The organism is Acidovorax sp. 35-64-16, assembly GCF_002281195.1.
GTDB classification, from domain to species: domain Bacteria; phylum Pseudomonadota; class Gammaproteobacteria; order Burkholderiales; family Burkholderiaceae_C; genus Acidovorax; species Acidovorax defluvii.
Genome location: NZ_NCFM01000016.1, coordinates 1 through 17,681 on the forward strand (window position 1 = coordinate 1; position 17,681 = coordinate 17,681).

General features: G+C 63.3%; 16 protein-coding genes and 1 pseudogene. 3 read left to right on the forward strand and 14 right to left on the reverse strand.

The genetic code is table 11. From position 1 onward, the window contains the following. A pseudogene (locus tag B7Y64_RS11865) lies at nucleotides 1–253 on the forward strand (histone); the annotation flags it as partial. Between the two features lie 130 nt (nucleotides 254–383). Here B7Y64_RS11865 and B7Y64_RS11870 read toward each other — a convergent pair. The 7 genes from B7Y64_RS11870 to B7Y64_RS11900 form a co-directional block, all read right to left on the reverse strand. After that, on the reverse strand, nucleotides 384–1,280 hold the full coding sequence (locus B7Y64_RS11870) for a carbohydrate kinase family protein (protein WP_291328957.1): 897 nt from the start codon (nucleotides 1,278–1,280) through the stop codon (nucleotides 384–386). Between the two features lie 19 nt (nucleotides 1,281–1,299). Then, entirely contained in the window at nucleotides 1,300–2,769 is a 1,470-nt protein-coding gene (locus B7Y64_RS11875; RefSeq protein WP_291324393.1) for a DUF3426 domain-containing protein, read from the reverse strand. 56 nt (nucleotides 2,770–2,825) lie between these two features. Then, on the reverse strand, nucleotides 2,826–3,728 hold the full coding sequence (gene prmA, locus B7Y64_RS11880; RefSeq protein ID WP_291324394.1) for a 50S ribosomal protein L11 methyltransferase: 903 nt from the start codon (nucleotides 3,726–3,728) through the stop codon (nucleotides 2,826–2,828). A 77-nt stretch (nucleotides 3,729–3,805) separates the two neighbouring features. Then, entirely contained in the window at nucleotides 3,806–5,155 is a 1,350-nt protein-coding gene (accC, locus tag B7Y64_RS11885; protein WP_024812848.1) for an acetyl-CoA carboxylase biotin carboxylase subunit, read from the reverse strand. 118 nt (nucleotides 5,156–5,273) lie between these two features. After that, nucleotides 5,274–5,723: an acetyl-CoA carboxylase biotin carboxyl carrier protein gene (gene accB, locus B7Y64_RS11890; protein ID WP_024812849.1), complete on the reverse strand. Its 450-nt coding sequence runs from the start codon at nucleotides 5,721–5,723 to the stop codon at nucleotides 5,274–5,276. Nucleotides 5,724–5,872: 149 nt separating this feature from the next. After that, nucleotides 5,873–6,463: a TlpA disulfide reductase family protein gene (locus B7Y64_RS11895; RefSeq protein ID WP_291324395.1), complete on the reverse strand. Its 591-nt coding sequence runs from the start codon at nucleotides 6,461–6,463 to the stop codon at nucleotides 5,873–5,875. Then, entirely contained in the window at nucleotides 6,460–7,056 is a 597-nt protein-coding gene (locus B7Y64_RS11900; RefSeq protein ID WP_291324396.1) for a hypothetical protein, read from the reverse strand. The genes B7Y64_RS11895 and B7Y64_RS11900 overlap by 4 nt, the downstream gene beginning before the upstream one ends. Nucleotides 7,057–7,254: 198 nt before the next feature. On the opposite strand from B7Y64_RS11900, the gene mpl reads away from it, so the two are divergent. After that, complete coding sequence (gene mpl, locus B7Y64_RS11905; protein WP_291324397.1) at nucleotides 7,255–8,673, forward strand: UDP-N-acetylmuramate:L-alanyl-gamma-D-glutamyl-meso-diaminopimelate ligase; 1,419 nt, start codon at nucleotides 7,255–7,257, stop codon at nucleotides 8,671–8,673. Nucleotides 8,674–8,727: 54 nt separating this feature from the next. Here the strand turns inward: mpl and B7Y64_RS11910 are convergent, their stop codons facing one another. The 7 genes from B7Y64_RS11910 to B7Y64_RS11940 all read right to left on the reverse strand — a co-directional run bounded on the left by B7Y64_RS11910 (nucleotide 8,728) and on the right by B7Y64_RS11940 (nucleotide 16,973). Continuing rightward, entirely contained in the window at nucleotides 8,728–9,039 is a 312-nt protein-coding gene (locus B7Y64_RS11910; RefSeq protein ID WP_291324398.1) for a hypothetical protein, read from the reverse strand. A gap of 216 nt (nucleotides 9,040–9,255) precedes the next feature. After that, nucleotides 9,256–10,377, reverse strand: coding sequence for a 3-deoxy-7-phosphoheptulonate synthase (locus B7Y64_RS11915; protein ID WP_024812854.1), 1,122 nt, complete (start codon nucleotides 10,375–10,377; stop codon nucleotides 9,256–9,258). A 270-nt stretch (nucleotides 10,378–10,647) separates the two neighbouring features. Next, nucleotides 10,648–11,184: a hypothetical protein gene (locus tag B7Y64_RS11920; RefSeq protein WP_114656176.1), complete on the reverse strand. Its 537-nt coding sequence runs from the start codon at nucleotides 11,182–11,184 to the stop codon at nucleotides 10,648–10,650. 102 nt (nucleotides 11,185–11,286) lie between these two features. Further along, nucleotides 11,287–12,771: a metalloprotease TldD gene (tldD, locus tag B7Y64_RS11925; RefSeq protein ID WP_291324399.1), complete on the reverse strand. Its 1,485-nt coding sequence runs from the start codon at nucleotides 12,769–12,771 to the stop codon at nucleotides 11,287–11,289. Between the two features lie 85 nt (nucleotides 12,772–12,856). Beyond that, on the reverse strand, nucleotides 12,857–13,192 hold the full coding sequence (locus B7Y64_RS11930) for a YegP family protein (RefSeq protein WP_024812857.1): 336 nt from the start codon (nucleotides 13,190–13,192) through the stop codon (nucleotides 12,857–12,859). Between the two features lie 112 nt (nucleotides 13,193–13,304). Then, the gene (gene rodA / locus B7Y64_RS11935; RefSeq protein ID WP_114656178.1) at nucleotides 13,305–14,477 is read right to left on the reverse strand and encodes a rod shape-determining protein RodA; all 1,173 of its coding nucleotides are present in this window, start codon (nucleotides 14,475–14,477) and stop codon (nucleotides 13,305–13,307) included. Nucleotides 14,478–14,534: 57 nt separating this feature from the next. After that, nucleotides 14,535–16,973 carry a serine/threonine protein kinase gene (locus tag B7Y64_RS11940; RefSeq protein ID WP_291324400.1) on the reverse strand — a complete coding sequence of 813 codons (2,439 nt, stop codon included), beginning with the start codon at nucleotides 16,971–16,973 and terminating at the stop codon, nucleotides 14,535–14,537. Between the two features lie 117 nt (nucleotides 16,974–17,090). Between B7Y64_RS11940 and B7Y64_RS11945 the strand changes: the two genes are divergently transcribed. Next, nucleotides 17,091–17,675, forward strand: a complete 585-nt coding sequence (locus B7Y64_RS11945; RefSeq protein ID WP_291324401.1) for a YqiA/YcfP family alpha/beta fold hydrolase — start codon at nucleotides 17,091–17,093, stop codon at nucleotides 17,673–17,675. Nucleotides 17,676–17,681 lie beyond the last annotated feature (6 nt).

The following is a 17,681-nucleotide window of genomic DNA, read 5'->3' on the forward strand; positions in this document are numbered from 1 at the left end:
GCCAGCGAAGAAAGCTGCCGCTCCTGCCAAGAAGGTAGTGGCTGCCAAGAAGGCTGCGCCAGCGAAGAAAGCTGCCGCTCCTGCCAAGAAGGTAGTGGCCGCCAAGAAGGCTGCCCCCGCCCCAAAAGCAGCCCCTGCAAAGAAGGTAGCCCCAGCCAAAAAAGCCGCGAAGGCCCCAGCCGCAGCACCATCCGCGCAAACCACGCTGAACCCCCAGGCGGCCTGGCCCTTCCCCACCGGCACCAAGCCGTAAATCCTGCACTTTCAGTGCCCAGCCCGGTGCTTGCGCACCGGGTTTTTTTATGCCGGAAACAAGCGGATTCAGACGCGCCAACCGCTACCGAGAGAGCAGATGGACCAAACGTCTTTGCATGCAAACGGTATCAGGCGGGTGTGAAGTCGAGTGTGTAGTTTTGTGGCCCACGCTGTGCGATCTTGAGCGCCCCTACGCGATTGCCCAGTTCGGCGCAACGCGCGAGCGACCAGCCGCGCTCCAACCCAAAAAGCAGGGCCCCGCGCCATGCATCCCCACACCCGGTCGGATCCACCACCTCAGCGGGTTCAACTGCGGGCACCAGGGTCTTTTCTCCGTCAACCCACACCTCACAACCTTGCGCCCCCAGCGTGACAACCAAACCCTTCACCTTGCGTGAAATTTCGCCGCAAGACCAGCCCGTGCGTTCGCACAGCATTTTGCCTTCATAGTCGTTCACCGTGACCCAGGTGGCCTGTTCGACAAACCGGGACAGCTCGGCCCCGTTGAACATGGGCAACCCCTGGCCTGGATCGAATACAAACGGAATATCTGCCGCAACCATCTGGGCGGCGTGCTCCAGCATGGCATCCCTTCCATCGGGCGCAATAATGCCAAGTCTCACGTCGGCCTGAGGCTCGATGCGGTTCACATGGGCCTGCATCATCGCCCCGGGATGAAATGCCGTGATCTGATTGTTGTCACGGTCCGTCATGATCATGGCCTGCGCGGTGTAGGTGTCATGGGCCTGCCCCACATGCGCAGTGCTGATGCCCAGCTCCTTCAGTCGCGAGAGGTAATCAGCGCCGTCACTGCCCAGCATGGCCATGGGGAGCGGCTTGCCTCCCAACAGTTGCAGGCTGTAGGCAATATTGCCGGCACACCCGCCAAAATCCCGCCGCAAGGAGGGCACCAAAAACGACACATTGAGGATGTGCAGTTGATCGGGCAGGATCTGCTCGGCAAACCGCCCTTCAAAAGTCATGATGGTGTCAAACGCAAGGGAACCACAAATCAATACAGCCATGGCAAAAGTTGGTTAAGAATCAGGGATAGAACGCCAGCAGCCGATAGCCAGCCACACGCGCTCCGCCAGTGGTCACGACGACCGCCACCGAAGAGGTCCATTCACCCAGTGCGGGAAGCTCCGCAGGAGCCCCCATCTCCTGGGGTAAAAATACACGCCGAAGCACGGGCTGGTCCTGTGTATCAGTCAGGGTCAACTCCATCGCAGGCATGGACAGGGGCAGCGTTGCTCGGTTCTTGATGACAAAAACCAGCTGGTAGCTGTCTCCGCGTGCTTTGTTGAAAGAAGAACTTTCAATAACGACATCTGATATTTGCCTGAGCGGGGCCAAGGTGCACTGCAAGGGCTCGCACAGCCTCTGAAGCCAAGGACGAACACGGACGTCCATGGCCGCAATGCGGTCCCGCTCCTGCAGCACCATCTGCAATGCCAAGGTGCACAACAGCACCATTGCGATGACCCCCAACCCCGTCCGCACCAAAGGGCGCCGCCAGAAGGCCTTGCGCTTTGCGGCGCGGACAAAACTCACTTCATCCGCACCCGAAGTGCCCTCGGGCGAGTCATCTTCGTCCTGCGCCCGCGGGATGACGCCCACCGCCCCATCCTGCAGATTTTCGGTTCGCCCCATACCGTCCCTGGACAAAGATTCCGGGGAGAGAGATTCATCGAATGACGTGTCCGAACCCCGTCCTGGTGAATCCTTCTGCGTGTGCGAAATCTCATGCTCATCCACAAAGTCGCCGCCTCTTTCCGGCTCAATCAGGGATTGCTTGCGCGGCAACTCCAGTGGCGGATACAAGGCAGCGCCTGCAGTAGAAGAGTCTCCGGCCAGCTCATCCTCAGGCCACTCTTCACGGAACTCGTCATATGGCAATTCGTAGCCTGGCAGGCTCTCACCCATCTGTAGCGCAGGGGACGCGTTTTCCGAAGAATGCCCTTTATGGAGGGGAACGAGCGGCGGCACCGCATCGGCCACCGGAACTAAGGGATCAGCCCCCGGCATCGCCCCGTCAGCAAGAGCGGTGCCGGCTGGGGGTACAACCGATCTCCAGGCAAATGGAGCAGTAGGCTGCAGGGTCATTTCCTGTCCAGGGAATGAGAAAGTCGCCTTACCCGCAACAAGAAACGAGGGCACAGCCTGGACTGGCACATCCAGCACGCTGTCTGGCAAAGGATGATCCCAGGACAGGTCGTGCGCCTTGGCAGGCGGCACACCCAGCGCCGAAGGAGCAGCGGGGGTGTCCGCAGAAGGGGCGCCCCAGGCACGCACTGCACTGGTGGCGCGTACCACCGGCGTCGGTGGTGGGCGCGACGCGGTCATGGACACGTCCGGCAGCAGAGCCTGCGACTCAGAAGGCAGCAGATGGGCCGATGCGTCGAAGACTTCCTTGCATTGCCCGCAGCGCACCCAGCCGTCAGATATGCGCAACTGATCGGCAACCACCTTGAATTTCGTCGCGCAGGAAGGGCAGCGTGTAATCTGGCTCATCTGCGATCCATTGTAGTAAGCGCCCCTTAACGACAAACTTCAGCGGCGTGGACAACTCAGCGGGAGGCCGTCATGAGGATCCAGCCATCCTCGGCATCCGCCACCTCAAGGCGAATCCATGGCGCGTAGGCTTCCTGCAGCTCCTGCGCCTGGCGCTCCAGAATGCCTGCCAGCACAAGGTGTCCGCCTGGTGCCACATGCGCGCACAGCAATGGTGCCAGTACCCTCAACGGAGTGGCAAGAATGTTGGCCAGCACCGTCTGGTAGAGCCCCTGGGCCTTGTCCGGCAGGCCTGCCCGCACCTGCACGCCGTTGGCCAGGGCATTCTGCATCGTGGATTCGACGGCGGCTGGATCAATGTCCACGGCATCGATATCGGTGGCGCCGAACTTGGCCGCACCTATGGCCAGAATGCCCGAGCCACAGCCGTAGTCAAGCACCCGGCCGAGGGGATTGCCGGCTGCTGCGCTGGTGGCGCCGTGGCGCGCAATCCATCGCAGGCACATGCGCGTGGTGGGGTGGGTGCCCGTGCCAAAAGCAAGCCCCGGATCCAGCCGGATGCTGCGCAGGGCCTGCGCTGGCAGCTCATGCCAGGTCGGAACAATCCAGAAGTCGGGAGTGATGTCGACGGGTGCAAACTGCGACTGCGTCAGTCGCACCCAGTCCTGCTCGGGTACCTGCGCCAGCCCCAGCACCTTGCACCCCGTGAAGAAATCCTGCACGGCCAGCAATTGCTGCGCCTCGCTCGCGGCGGCTTCGGTTTCAAACAGGGCCACCACCCGGCTGCGCTGCCAGCCCTCCTTGGGCGGAGGCATGCCCGGCTCTCCAAACAATGCCTGCTCGGCATCGGTCTGCGCGTCAGCGTCCTCCACCGACACGCTCAGGGCATCCAGCGCATCCAGCGCATCGCTCACCGCCTCAATGCGGTCTTCCGGACACATCAGACTCAGCTCAAACATGAAACACGCCTCTCAGAAAAAATGAAATGCTGGCACCCGTTGCCAGGAGCCAGCATGGAACCATGCGCGGGAGGATTTCACCGCTTGTGCTGTGACAGCCACTCTTCCAGATAGTGAATATTGGTGCCGCCCGACACAAACTTGGCATCCACCATCAGCTCGCGGTGCAACGGCACGTTGGTGTTGATCCCCTCGATCACGGTTTCCGAGAGCGCCGTGCGCATGCGGGCCAAGGCCTGTTCACGCGTGTCGCCATGCACGATGATCTTGCCGATCATCGAGTCGTAGTTCGGGGGGACAAAATAGTTGGTGTACGCATGCGAATCCACCCGCACCCCCGGGCCGCCCGGCGCATGCCACATGGTGATGCGCCCCGGAGAAGGGATGAACTTGTAAGGGTCTTCGGCGTTCACCCGGCATTCAATGGCATGGCCACGAATCTCGATCTGTCGCTGGGTGAAAGGCAACTTTTCACCGGCCGCCACCATGATCTGCGTGCGCACAATATCCACACCCGTGACCCATTCGGTCACCGGATGCTCCACCTGCACGCGCGTGTTCATCTCGATAAAGTAGAACTCACCGTTTTCGTACAGAAACTCGAAAGTGCCCGCACCGCGATAACCGATCTTCTTGCAGGCAGCCACGCAGCGCTCGCCGATGCGTTCGATCAGCTTGCGGGGAATGCCGGGTGCCGGAGCCTCTTCGATCACCTTCTGATGGCGCCGCTGCATGGAGCAGTCGCGCTCGCCCAGGTACACGGCATTGCGGTGCTTGTCGGCAAGGATCTGGATCTCAATATGGCGCGGGTTCTGGAGGAACTTCTCCATGTACACAGCAGGATTGCCAAACGCAGCGCCCGCTTCGGCCTTGGTCATCTGCACGGCATTCACCAGCGCTGCCTCGGTGTGCACCACACGCATGCCGCGGCCACCACCGCCGCCGGCCGCCTTGATGATCACGGGATATCCCACCGCTTTGGCAATGCGGCGGATCTGCACCGGATCATCCGGCAGCTCGCCTTCCGATCCGGGCACGCAGGGCACGCCGGCGCGGATCATGGCCTGCTTGGCCGACACCTTGTCGCCCATGGTGCGGATGTTGTCTGGTGTGGGGCCAATGAACTGGAAACCGCTTTTTTCCACCCGCTCGGCAAAATCGGCGTTTTCGGATAGAAAACCGTAGCCCGGGTGGATGGCTTCTGCATCCGTCACCTCGGCCGCCGAAATGATGGCCGGCATGTTGAGGTAAGACAGCGGCGAGGGCGCAGGGCCAATGCAGACGGCCTCTTCGGCCAGCTTTACATACTTGGCATCACGATCGGCCTCGGAGTAGACCATCACGGCTTTCACGCCCAGCTCGTGGCAGGCGCGCTGGATGCGCAGGGCGATTTCGCCGCGATTGGCGACCAGGATCTTTTTAAACATAGGCTATCTCGCGGCTCATCGCCCGCACGCTGGCGCGTGCCAGGGCAATTTTCATTGCCTTGCCGCTGGCAAGAACGTCGCAGTGGGCGACAAGGATCTTTGTAAACATGGGCAGGAATTACTCGATCACGAACAAGGGCTGTCCGTATTCGACGGCCTGACCGTTCTCACCCAGAATCTTGGTCACTGTGCCGGATTTGTCGGCCTCGATTTCATTGAGGATCTTCATGGCTTCGATGATGCAGACCGTCTCGCCTTCCTTGACCTGGCTGCCCACCTCGACGAACGCCTTGGCACCGGGGCTGGACGAACGGTAAAAAGTGCCCACCATGGGCGACTTCACCACATGGCCAGTGGGCGCTGCAGCCACCGGTGCGGGCAGCTCGGCAACGGTGGCCGGCGCGGCTGCTGCAGCCGCAGCGGGCATGGGAGCCGGAACATACTGCTGCACCACAGCGCCGCCGCTCTTGACGATACGGACCTTGCCCTCGGCTTCGGTGATCTCGAGTTCAGACACATTCGACTCGGATACCAGATCGATGAGGGTTTTGAGTTTTCGCAAATCCATGGGAGCTCCAACGGCTATAAAACTGAATAAGGCGCGAATTTACTCCAATTTCAGCCTACTTCAGTCTTTAGAGCGCATTTTTCACCATCGACAGCGGGGGCATAGCCCCTATCAGCGGTTTTGACTGGCTATTTTTACGGAAAATATCTTCAGCGCAGGGCAACCCACTTTTGCAAGTCCTGCGGGGTAACCTGGCCCATTTTACGATGCAACACGCGCCCTTCCGCGCCGAGCACCACGGTGAAGGGCAGGCCACCCGTCAGGTTGCCCAAGGAGCGCCCCAACTCCGAGCCCCCCAGCCCTGCCAAGCCCACCGGGAAATCCAGCGGTAGCCGCGCCAGAAATTTCCGCACCGAAGAAGGCTGATCAATCGCCAACCCCACCACTTGCCAACCGTTGGCCTTGTTTTCGCGATGAAAGGTGTTGAGCAGGGGCAACTCTTCTACACAGGGCGGACACCAGGTCGCCCAGAAGTTGAGCAGCAAGGGTTTGCCAGCAAACGCCCCCATGGCCAGCTGGGCGCCCTCGGGCGTGTCGAATGCCTGGGTCCAAAGTGCCTGCTCGGCGCCCGCTTGCACAGCGCGGGGCTGCAGGCGCCACCAGGCCAGGCCGGCACCACCCAGCGCGGCAGCGGCAGCCACACCAGCATACAAAGCCCTGCGCCGGCTTACGGGCGTTACGCCATGACCAGACTCAGAGGAAACAGACGATTCAGCAGATGGCAGGGATGGCAGAGTCATGGGGCATTTTCCTGAAGAAGGCGCCGCACCGCGGTGATGTCACCACGTGGCGATCGTCCCTTGGTATCGGGGCGCAAGGCTCCGCGCAAATCGTCGAGATCGTAGATCAGCAAATGCACGCCGATCATTTCACCCAGTTCAGGGCACTTGCTGCCCACGCTGAGGGCCTCGACAGAATCGCCGTGAAAGCCTGGGACGGTGCGCGGCTCGCAATCGACGTTATGGTCTATCAGCGCGATCTCGGCTGATTTGGAGTCATCACAGAACAACTGCAGATAAATATCCGACAGCCGGGTGGCAGTGCCACGCCACACCGCGCCGCCGAGATGGGGCCGAAAAGCGGACATGCGCTCCATCCAGACCAGGGCCAGCTGGCGCAGGGCACGCAATTCACGGGGCTGGGTGTCGGCGCAAAACAGGGCGATGTATTCCCGTACTGCGTCTTCCACCTCATCGTTGTCGGGCAGGGGGGTGCGTGCCGGCAGGCCCAGCTGGCGCACGGCACGGCGTTTGGCGGGGCCCCACTCCAGGCCCTCTTCCACGACCAGCCGGGCAGTGGTGCTGGCGATTTCGGCGCTCAAAGGTGTTGGCATGGCGCAATGGGATGGCGTTGGGAGGCGCTATTGTGGCGCCAACCCGTGACAAGCCGCCACGCCGCCCCGCATGGCCCGACGAAGATATGGCCATTGCACTCCAGCCACCCTGGCAGACACTATGTTTTTAATAGCTTCTTGCGCTTACCACACAAGCGCTGCGTTGCCTTTTGTGCTTGAACCTTAGAATCTGCGCCCATGCACATACACATACTCGGGATCTGCGGCACGTTCATGGGGGGCTTGGCCGCGCTGGCGCGGGAAGCAGGGCACAAGGTTACTGGCTGCGACGCCGGTGTTTACCCACCCATGAGCGATCAGCTGCGCGCCTTGGGCATCGAGCTGATCGAAGGGTTCGGAGCAGACCAGCTGGCGCTGCGCCCCGATGTGTTCGTGGTGGGCAATGTGGTCAGCCGCGCCCGGCTGGCCGACGGCAGCCCCAAGTTTCCGCTCATGGAAGCCATTCTGGACGCCGGCCTGCCCTACACCAGCGGCCCGCAGTGGCTGGCCGAACAGGTGTTGCAGGGCCGGCACGTGCTGGCTGTGGCGGGAACCCACGGCAAGACCACCACCACGTCGATGCTGGCCTGGATTCTGGAAAGTGCCGGACTGCAGCCGGGCTTTTTGATTGGCGGCGTGCCACTGAACTTCGGGGTGTCTGCCCGCCTGGGCGCCACGCAGCGTCCCATCGCAGGCGAAGGGGCGCTCGACACCCGCCCGCTCTTTGTCATTGAGGCCGACGAGTACGACACCGCCTTTTTCGACAAGCGCAGCAAGTTCGTGCATTACCGCCCGCGCACGGCGGTGCTGAACAATCTGGAATTCGACCATGCCGACATCTTTGATGACCTGGCCGCCATCGAGCGCCAGTTTCACCACCTGGTGCGCACCGTGCCGCCCTCGGGTCGCATCGTGGTCAACGGGCTCGAAGAAAGCCTCGCCCGTGTGCTGCACACCGGCTGCTGGAGCACGGTGAGCAGCTTCGGCGCCGCAGTGAGCGATTTTTCTGCCGTGGGCGACCCGCAGGCTTTTGACGTGCTGCACCAGGGTGCTGCGGTAGCGCGCGTGCAATGGAGCCTGACGGGCGTGCACAACCAGCTCAATGCGCTGGCAGCGATTGCAGCGGCCCACCATGTGGGCGTGCCCGTGTCGCAGGCCGCACAGGCGCTGGCCAATTTTCAGAATGTCAAACGCCGCATGGAATTGCGCGGCACCGTCAACGGCATCGCGGTGTACGACGACTTTGCGCACCACCCCACCGCGCTGCGCACCACACTGGATGGCTTGCGCCGCAGCCTGGGGGCCGATGCACGCATCCTGGCGGTGTTCGAGCCGCGCAGCAACACCATGAAGCTGGGCGCCATGAAAAGCCAGTTGCCCTGGGCGCTGGAGAACGCCGATCTGGCCTTTTGCCACACGGCCGGGCTGGACTGGGATGCCGCCGACGCCCTGGCGCCGTTGGGCGTAGGCCCCGGCCAGCGCGCACAGACCGCGCCAGACATCGACACGCTGGTCAGCCAGGTGCAGCAGGCCGCAAAGCCGGGCGATCACATCGTCTGCATGAGCAATGGTGGCTTCGGCGGGGTGCACGACCGCTTGCTGCATTCACTATCATAAATATAGCTACCACCGCTTATCAGATAAGGGCTAGCGGCTATTTTAACCTGATTTTCAGAAGGACACAGCCATGGCTGGCACGTCCACCCGCACCACGGGTTTGGCCAGCGCAGCACTGGCGGCACGGGCAAAGTCGCGCGACCACACGGGATCGTTGAACAACGCATTGCCTGCGGCAAGCGCCACGGTCAAGACCTTGTCGGCCAGCAGCACCTTGCCGCTGGCGCGCAGGGGCTCGCAATCGAGGGCCGTGAACTGATCGTCCAGCCAGCGGCGCCCGCCTTCGTGCGTCATGGGCTCCTGGCCCTCCAGATCAAAACGGAATTCCTGGTTTCCAGTCAGTTGGACCGACACTTCGCTGTGCATGATGCTTGCCTTTCTGGCGCAATGGGGATGCAAGGGCCGGGGCGGCACACCCGGTGCGCCCCGCCAAAGGTTTGAGCTTACACCGCCACAGCGGTGCAGCGTCACAGGGACTGCCCCAGTCGTCCAGCTTCGCTGGATCGTCTTGACAAAGCACTGGCTGCGGGCTCCCTGCCTCTGGTTATCCGATGCTGGTTATCCGACGGTATGAACTTCGTATCAGAGCGCGCGGCGGGCCACCACGGCCGCCGAGAGTTCGGCCAGCGACTGCAGCGAATCGTCCCAGCCCAGGCAGGCGTCGGTGATGCTCTTTCCATACTCCAGCGCGCTGGGCAGGTCCTTGCCAGGCGAGAACTTCTGCGCACCGGCGTTCAGATGGCTCTCGATCATGAGACCGAACACGCTGCGCGAACCTCCAGCGATCTGGGCTGCAATATCCCGCGCCACATCGAGCTGCTTTTGGTGCTGCTTGCTGCTGTTGGCGTGGCTGCAATCGACCATCAAGGTGGCGGGCAGGTGGGCGGCTTCAAGGTCCTTGCAGGCGGCGGCGACGCTGGCGGCATCGTAATTGGGGGCCTTGCCACCACGCAGGATGACGTGGCAGTCTTTGTTGCCTTTGGTGTTGACGATGGCCACTTGGCCATTCTTGTGCACCGACAGGAAATGGTGGCCCCGGCTGGCCGACTGGATGGCGTCGGTGGCTATGCGGATGTTGCCATCCGTTCCATTCTTGAATCCAATGGGCGCAGACAGGCCCGAGGCCAGCTCGCGGTGCACCTGGCTTTCGGTGGTGCGTGCGCCGATGGCACCCCAGCTAATGAGGTCGCCGATGTACTGGGGCGAGATCACATCGAGAAACTCGCTGCCCGCCGGGATGCCCAGGCGGTTGATCTCGATGAGCAACTGGCGCGCAATGCGCAGGCCTTCGTCGATGCGATAGCTCTCATCCAGATAGGGGTCATTGATCAGGCCCTTCCAGCCCACCGTGGTGCGGGGTTTCTCGAAATACACGCGCATCACGATCTCCAGCGTGTCTGCGTACTGGGCACGCACGGCAGCCATGCGACGGGCATATTCCAGCGCCGCCGCGGGGTCGTGGATGGAGCAGGGGCCAATCACCACCAGCAAGCGGTCATCCTTGCCCGCCATGATGCGGTGGATGTTCTTGCGGGTCTGGGTGATCAGCGCTTCCACCGGCGTTCCGCTGATGGGGAAAAAGCGGATCAGGTGTTCGGGAGGTGGCAACACGGTGATGTCCTTGATACGTTCGTCGTCGGTCTGGCTGGTTTTCTCGACGCTGCGGTACCAGGCATCGCTGGCAGGGGTGGCGTGGGCCGTCATGGTTGCTTCCTCGTGGATTGAAATGGGAGAAGGTCAGAAAAACAAAAACCGCCGGGCTTTACAGCGTCGGCGGTTGGTATGGGGAGGTTTGTGGGCTTGCGCGCTGTCCTCTCATCCGCCGGGGACTGAGATCCAAAACCAAAAATAAAACGCGCTGCGTACTTGCATGTGAATCAATGTAGCACAGTGTTTGTCGCAGCGCAGCAAGCCCGGGGCATTGTGGCGCGGCGGCAACTGTGCGCGTGGACTGCAAAAACTGGCGACAGTCAGCTATCGCCGCAGGCGCCCAAACCAGGCCCGCACCCGCTGCCAGCCCGACAGCCGCTGTGGCAATGCATCGGGCAAATCGCTTTGCGGACCACTGTCGTGCTCGTACATGTCGATGAGCAGCAATGCTTCACCCAGCGTGCGCCAGGCGAGCAGCTCAAACTGGCGAAAGCAGGCGCTCTCGCGCGCGCTGTGGCGCTCCAGCGCCTGCTGCCATGCGGCGACGGCGTCACGCAACTCCCGCAGCGCGCGCTGGTAAGCGCCAAACTCGTACAACGCATGCCAAGCAGAGCCCAAACCCGTGAGGAAAAGCTGGTGCTCGCGTGCGCACTGGGCCAGTTCCACCACGCGGCGGGTGATGGCACCGGCATCGGCGCCGGATCGGCGCAGGCGCGTCGCCTCCTCAATGTGCATCGACAGCGCCCCCAGGCTGTCCCGCAACTGGCGGGAATCCTCGTCCGCCACGCCTTCACGCAGAAAACGGCTGATATCGCCAAATGACTGGAGTGTTTGCTGCAAACTGGAAAGCGACGCAGGCATGGTGTGATTGTGCGCCCGCCTCTTCAGGCTGTCGCCCCCGCGTGGCCCGCCGGGTGCCACGATGTGCCCAGGCAACCACCCGCGGCACCGCCCGCGTGTGCTTCAGGCCGTACCGCCGACCGTCAGCCCGTCGATGCGCAGCGTGGGCTGGCCCACGCCCACAGGCACGCTCTGGCCTTCCTTGCCGCAGGTGCCCACGCCGCTGTCGAGCTTCATGTCGTTGCCGATCATGCTGACGCGCTTGAGGCAATCGGGACCGCTGCCCACAATGGTCGCGCCCTTGACGGGGTAGAGAATTTTGCCGTTTTCCACCCAGTAGGCCTCGCTGGCCGAAAAAACGAATTTGCCGGACGTGATGTCCACCTGCCCGCCGCCAAAGTTGGTGGCATACAGGCCCTTTTTGATGCTGGCCACGATCTCCTGGGGGTCCTTGTCGCCGCCCAGCATGTAGGTGTTGGTCATGCGCGGCATGGGAATGTGCGCATAACTCTCGCGCCGGCCGTTGCCGGTGGGCGCCACGCCCATGAGACGGGCGTTGAGCGAATCCTGGATGTATCCCTTCAGGATGCCGTCCTCGATCAGCACGTTGCGCTGGCTGGTGTTGCCCTCGTCGTCTACGTTGAGCGAGCCGCGCCGATCCGAGATGGTGCCGTCGTCAAGCACCGTGACACCCTTGGCTGCCACGCGCTGGCCGATGCGGCCGCTGAAGGCGCTGGAGCCCTTGCGGTTGAAATCGCCCTCCAGCCCGTGGCCGATGGCCTCATGCAGCAGGATGCCGGGCCAGCCGGGGCCCAGAACCACCGTCATCTCGCCCGCTGGCGCGGGGCGCGACTCCAGATTGACCAGGGCCGCGTTCACCGCCTCGTCCACATACTGGGCAATTTGCTCGGCATCGAAATACGCCAGACCAAAGCGACCGCCGCCACCGGCCGAGCCCATTTCACGGCGACCGTTTTGCTCAGCGATCACGGTAACGGACAGCCGCACCAGCGGCCGCACATCTGCCGCCAGCGTGCCGTCGGCACGGGCTACCAGCACCACGTCGTATTCGCTCGCCAGGCCCGCCATGACCTGGGCCACGCGCGGGTCCTTGGCGCGAGCACGCTGCTCCACCTGCATCAGCAGGGCGACCTTGGCCGTGCTGTCCAGCGTGGAGATGGGGTCCACGCCAGGATAGAGGCTGCGACCGTTAGCTATTTTTTTAGGAGCTACTCGCGCACGACCTGCCTGGGCTACAGATGAAATCGACCGTACAGTTCGCGCCGCGTCAAGCAACGAGGCTTCGGAGATGTCGTCGGAATAGGCAAACGCCGTCTTTTCGCCGCTGACGGCGCGCACCCCTACGCCCTGGTCAATCGAGAACGAACCCGTCTTGACGATGCCCTCTTCGAGGCTCCAGCCTTCACTGCGGGTGTATTGGAAATACAGGTCGGCGTCGTCGACCTGGTGGGTGCGAATTTCCGCCAGCGCACGCGCCAGATGACTTTCGTCCAGACCAAAAGGCGTCAGGAGCAACTGGCGAGCAACGTCAATGCGTTGCAGGGTGGGCGCGCGCTGGGGCGCGGCAGAGGGGGAGCGTGAGGACATGCGGCCATTTTAGGCGCGCCGCCCTGCCCCAAGCGGAGCTGGGGCGCATACCCACGCGGCGCGCCACCCCACCCCTGCGGCGAAATCAAGCCGTCTGATCGTCTGTCACCGCCCCGGGGGCGTTGCTCTTGACCGATTCGATGCCGTCATCCCGGGCCTTTTCGCCCGAGAACATCTGGCTTTGGCCAATGACCTGACCGTTGCCTGCCTTGAGCGTGTAATAGGGCGATCCATCCTTGGCGCTCAGCCGCCCATAGCGGCCATCGTCGGGAGCGTTTTTCTTGACGGATTCAATGCCATTGAGCGCGCTGGCCTTGGAGTCGTAGAGTTCGCTGGTCAAAATGACCTTCCCGTTGTCAGCCAGCAGATTGAAGACGAACTTGTCGTTTTTGGATTTTTTCAGCTCAAACCTAGACGCCATGGGAAGTACCTCCGGATAAATGCCAAAACACAGTTGGCACCCGGGTTGTAACCCGCAAGCCCCCATCGCGCAAGATGGATGCGGGTAAACGGGCAAACGATGGAGGCGGCGGTCAAAGCGCCGGCCGCGCGTCCTTGGGATCGAGGTGCTGGGCCCGCGCCACCGACATCAGAATGCCCAGCGCCAGCCCCAGCGTGACCATGGCCGTGCCGCCATAGCTGATGAACGGCAGCGGCACGCCCACCACAGGCAAGATTCCGCTGACCATGCCCATGTTCACAAAGGCATAGGTGAAAAAGATCATCGACACCGCTCCCGCCATGAGCCGCCCGAACAAGGTCGTTGCGCCCACGGCAATCGCCAGCCCACGCCACACCAGCAGCAAAAAGCACACGATCAAGAACAGGTTGCCAGCAAGGCCAAACTCTTCCGAAAAGGCCGCAAAGATGAAGTCGGTGGTGCGCTCGGGAATGAATTCGAGATGGGTCTGCGTCCCCGCCATGAACCCCTTGCCAAAAATGCCACCCGAGCCAATGGCAATCATGCCCTGGATGATGTGAAACCCCTTGCCCAGCGGGTCCCGCGATGGATCGAGCAACGTGCAGATGCGCTGCTGCTGGTAGTCATGCAGGATAGACCAGCGCACGCCTTCGGCACACAGTTGGGGCTCCAGCGACACCAGCAGCAAGATGCCCACGGCGCCCAGCAACACCGGTGGCAGCACCAGCTTCCAGGACAGGCCGGCAAAAAAGATCACCGACAGGCCCGCCGCCAGCACCAGCAGCGAGGTGCCAAGGTCGGGTTGCTTCATGATCAGGCCCACGGGAATGGCCAGCAGCAACCCCGCAGCGGCAAAATCCAGCGGCCGCAGTTGCCCCTCACGCTTCTGGAACCACCAGGCCAGCATCAGGGGCATGGCGATCTTGAGGATCTCGCTGGGCTGGATGACAATGCCCAGGTTGATCCAGCGCTGGGCCCCTTTTTTGGTAATGCCAAACAGGGCCACCGCCACCAGCAGCGCCACCCCCGCGGCATACAGGGGCACGGCAAAGACCATGAGCTTTTGGGGCGGCACCTGGGCCACCACGAAAAGAATGGAGCCGGCAATCAGCATGTTGCGCGCATGGTCGGCAAAACGCGAACCATGGTCGTATCCCGATGAATACATGGCCAGCAGCCCGGCGCTGGCCAGCACGGCCACCACCAGGACGAGCGGCCAGTCAAACCCCTGAAACAGGGGCACGAAACGCTGGGCGATAGAGGGCTTGTCAAAAACGGCGGCCATGGCGCAATTATCGGGCCCGGCCGGCCAGCCGGGCACATCCGGCGCGCACAGGCCGCATCAGCCTGCCTGGCGAAAGGCCATGACGGCCTGGTTGCGCAGGGTGCGCAGCAACCCCAGCACCTTGTCATCCACCACGATGCCCCCGGGCGCTGACTGGTCGGCATAGATCAGGGCGAACGGTTGTCCCTTGATCTGCAGGGGCAGCAACAGGAAAGCCGGTGCATTGATGCCCTGCACATACCACTGCGGCAGGCGCGCCTGCATACGCGCCTGCGTGGCGTCGTTGATCAGGGTGTCGGCACCACGCACGCAGACCGCTGCAAACAGGTCGCCGGGCGTTTTCAGTGGCACCTTCATGGCGCGCACGGCGCTTTCACTGTCTTCGCCGAGGCCGAAGCGCCCCGTCAGCAGGTCGGTGCGTGCCTCGCGCAGGCAAAAAACCATGCGCCGGAAACCCAGGGCACGGAACATGGTTTCCAAGATCATGCGCAGCACGTCATTGAGCTGGAAGTTCTCCACCATGGCGTTGGTGATGTCCTGGATGCCCGCCGCCAGCACTTCGTTGACCTGGGCCACCGACACCGTGCCTGCGGCCTGCGACTCCAGCACGGCGGGCAGGGGCTGCGGCTCAGCAGCGCGCAACTCCAGCAGGGCCAGCGCGTCTTGCGGCACGGCGGCATCTGCCTGGGGCGTCGGCAGCGTCAGCAGCCTGGCCGCTGCGGAGCCCGGCGCCACCTGCAGATCCAGCGCCTGGGCCAGCGACACCAACTTGTGGCGCGCGCGCAGGGTGGCCTCGGCAATGGCCTCGGGCGAGAGCGCCAGGGTGCGCGCATAGCGTGCGGCGGTCTGCTGCAGCCGGTCCTCCGTCTGCGCATCACCGCTGTGCAGCAGCGTGGTGGCCACCTCGTTGGCCGCCATGGCCACCCAGCGCAGACGCTCCACACCCTGCTCGGCCGAGCGCATCGGGGGTGCCCCCATGGGCTTGCGCATGCAGCGCTGAAGGCTTTCGGGCAGCCCCCACACCCGCGCCACGCCAGCACCAAGGTCTTCAAAACCCAAGCCAAGCACCTGCACGGCGGCCGATTCCTCACCGCCTTGCAGCCGCCCCGCCGCCACCACACTGCGCACCTGCTGCGCTTCCTCAGGGAAATAGAACTCACACAACATGCGCCCCAGGTTCTGGAACATGGCGCCAATGAAGGCTTCCTCAGCCACCTGCCCCGGGCTGCACAACTCGGCCGCGACGGAACCCGCCATCATGGCGCGCAGGAATTCCTCGCGCATCTGGCTGGCATGTGCCTTGTCTTCCATGTGGTCCAGCAGCACCAGGCTGAGCGCCATGTTGCGCACCGCATTGAACCCCACCAGGCTGACAGCGCGCGACACGGTGCTGATCGTGCCGCGGCTGGCGTGCGCATAGTGCACGCTGTTGACCAGGCGCAGCAGCTTGTTGGTCAGCGCCACATCCTTGAGGATCTCGTGCGTCAGGTCGCTGATGCTGTCGTCTTCGGAATTGGCCACCCGCTGGATGCGGGCCACCGAGTCCGAGAGCGCAGGAAAATCGCTTTTGTGGCGCATGCGCCGCAGCAAAAAATCGAGGGTGGCATTGCTGGCGGCAGTGGGGGCGCTGACGGGTGCCGCCCAGCCGCGCAAGGCGTCGCGAAAATCCCCGGCCGTGGCATACCGCGCCCCCGGGCTGCGTGCCAGAGCGCGCTGCACTACGGCGCGCAAGGCGCCATCCACTCCCGGGCCCAGGTCGTCCGGCAGGGTCGCAAATTCGTTGGCGCTGCGGTACAGCGCCTGCCAGGCATCTTGCCGGGGCATCAAGGGGTGGCCCGTGAGCAGCTCCACCAGCACGAGCGCGGCCGAATACACATCCATCGCGGGCGACGGTGCAGCGCCCCCGGCGGCCTCGGGCGCCAGATAGGACGGCGTGCCGACAACCCCTTGCGCGCTGGCCGCGGCCTGCACGGGCGCTGCCGTTCCAAAGTCCATCACCCGCGCATGGCGCTGGTTGTCCACCATGACATTCGACGGCTTCAGATTCCCGTGCACGATACCGGACGCATGGGCAGCCTGCAGGCCTTCCAGCACATCCACCATCAGCGCCACGGCCTCGTGGGGAGCGCACCGTCCCTGCTGCGCCAGGTGTTCTGCCAGGGTGCGGCCCGGCACATACTCGAACACGATGTAGGACTGGAGCCCCTGCACGTCTACTTCGAGCACCGGCACGATGAAGGGATGGGTCAGCGCCGCCACATGGCGCGCCTCGCGCAGCCACTGATCCAGCGCTGAAGCATCCTCGGGCTGCACCGCAGGCATGAGCTTGATAGCCACCTGGCGCTGCAGACGCGGGTCAAAGGCCAGCCACACGCTGGTCTGGGCGCCCCGCCCAAGCTCGCGCAGCAGTTCAAAACGGCCCAGCGCAGGGGGCGGCTTGTCCCCTGCCCCCAATACCAGGCGTTTGGCGGTGGAAAGCGGGGCAAAATCAGACATGGTGTGCGCAGGCGAATTGGGCGCCGCACGGCGTGGCACCCCAAGGCACCCATCTTATGCTGGCGTCACGCCCGCCAAAGGCAGTAATAGCCCTGCCCCCACCCCACCGAAATCGCCATGATCACCACGCACCTGCTGTACCTGCACGGCTTTCGCTCTTCCCCCCAGTCGGCCAAGGCACGCCGGATGGCAGCGTACGTAGCGCAGCACCATCCTGCGGTGCACTGGTGGTGCCCCCAGTTGCCGCCCTCGCCCCGCGCCGCCATGGACCTGGTGGCTCAAGGCATTGCCACCTGGCCACGGGCCACCATGGCCGTGTTGGGCTCGTCGCTCGGGGGGTTCTATGCCAGCTGGGTCGCGCGCCACACGGGCTGCCCGAGTGTTCTGCTCAATCCCGCTGTCCACCCCGCGCGGGATCTTGCGCGCCATATTGGAGAGCAAACGGCGTGGCATGACCCGGCCGAGCGTTTTTTCTTTCTGCCCGAATACATTGCCGAGCTGCAGGCGCTGTCCGCAGAGCACACCCTGCCCGTGGGCCGCGAAATGGCCATCATCGCCAAGGGCGACGAGGTGCTCGACTGGCAGGAAATGGTGGCACGCTACCCTGCCGCCCAGCAGACGCTGCTGGAAGGCGGCGACCATGCACTCAGTGACTTCGAAGACCACCTGCCAGCCGTAGCGCAGTTTCTGCAACTGGCATAGGCCAAA

Bases quoted from the DNA above. Each gene is read 5' to 3' on its own strand.
- B7Y64_RS11870 (WP_291328957.1), bottom strand. From the start codon at position 1,280: ATGGCTGTATTGATTTGTGGTTCCCTTGCGTTTGACACCATCATGACT.
- B7Y64_RS11875 (WP_291324393.1), bottom strand. From the start codon at position 2,769: ATGAGCCAGATTACACGCTGCCCTTCCTGCGCGACGAAATTCAAGGTG.
- prmA (WP_291324394.1), bottom strand. From the start codon at position 3,728: ATGTTTGAGCTGAGTCTGATGTGTCCGGAAGACCGCATTGAGGCGGTG.
- accC (WP_024812848.1), bottom strand. From the start codon at position 5,155: ATGTTTAAAAAGATCCTGGTCGCCAATCGCGGCGAAATCGCCCTGCGC.
- accB (WP_024812849.1), bottom strand. From the start codon at position 5,723: ATGGATTTGCGAAAACTCAAAACCCTCATCGATCTGGTATCCGAGTCG.
- B7Y64_RS11895 (WP_291324395.1), bottom strand. From the start codon at position 6,463: ATGACTCTGCCATCCCTGCCATCTGCTGAATCGTCTGTTTCCTCTGAG.
- B7Y64_RS11900 (WP_291324396.1), bottom strand. From the start codon at position 7,056: ATGCCAACACCTTTGAGCGCCGAAATCGCCAGCACCACTGCCCGGCTG.
- mpl (WP_291324397.1), top strand. From the start codon at position 7,255: ATGCACATACACATACTCGGGATCTGCGGCACGTTCATGGGGGGCTTG.
- B7Y64_RS11910 (WP_291324398.1), bottom strand. From the start codon at position 9,039: ATGCACAGCGAAGTGTCGGTCCAACTGACTGGAAACCAGGAATTCCGT.
- B7Y64_RS11915 (WP_024812854.1), bottom strand. From the start codon at position 10,377: ATGACGGCCCACGCCACCCCTGCCAGCGATGCCTGGTACCGCAGCGTC.
- B7Y64_RS11920 (WP_114656176.1), bottom strand. From the start codon at position 11,184: ATGCCTGCGTCGCTTTCCAGTTTGCAGCAAACACTCCAGTCATTTGGC.
- tldD (WP_291324399.1), bottom strand. From the start codon at position 12,771: ATGTCCTCACGCTCCCCCTCTGCCGCGCCCCAGCGCGCGCCCACCCTG.
- B7Y64_RS11930 (WP_024812857.1), bottom strand. From the start codon at position 13,192: ATGGCGTCTAGGTTTGAGCTGAAAAAATCCAAAAACGACAAGTTCGTC.
- rodA (WP_114656178.1), bottom strand. From the start codon at position 14,477: ATGGCCGCCGTTTTTGACAAGCCCTCTATCGCCCAGCGTTTCGTGCCC.
- B7Y64_RS11940 (WP_291324400.1), bottom strand. From the start codon at position 16,973: ATGTCTGATTTTGCCCCGCTTTCCACCGCCAAACGCCTGGTATTGGGG.
- B7Y64_RS11945 (WP_291324401.1), top strand. From the start codon at position 17,091: ATGATCACCACGCACCTGCTGTACCTGCACGGCTTTCGCTCTTCCCCC.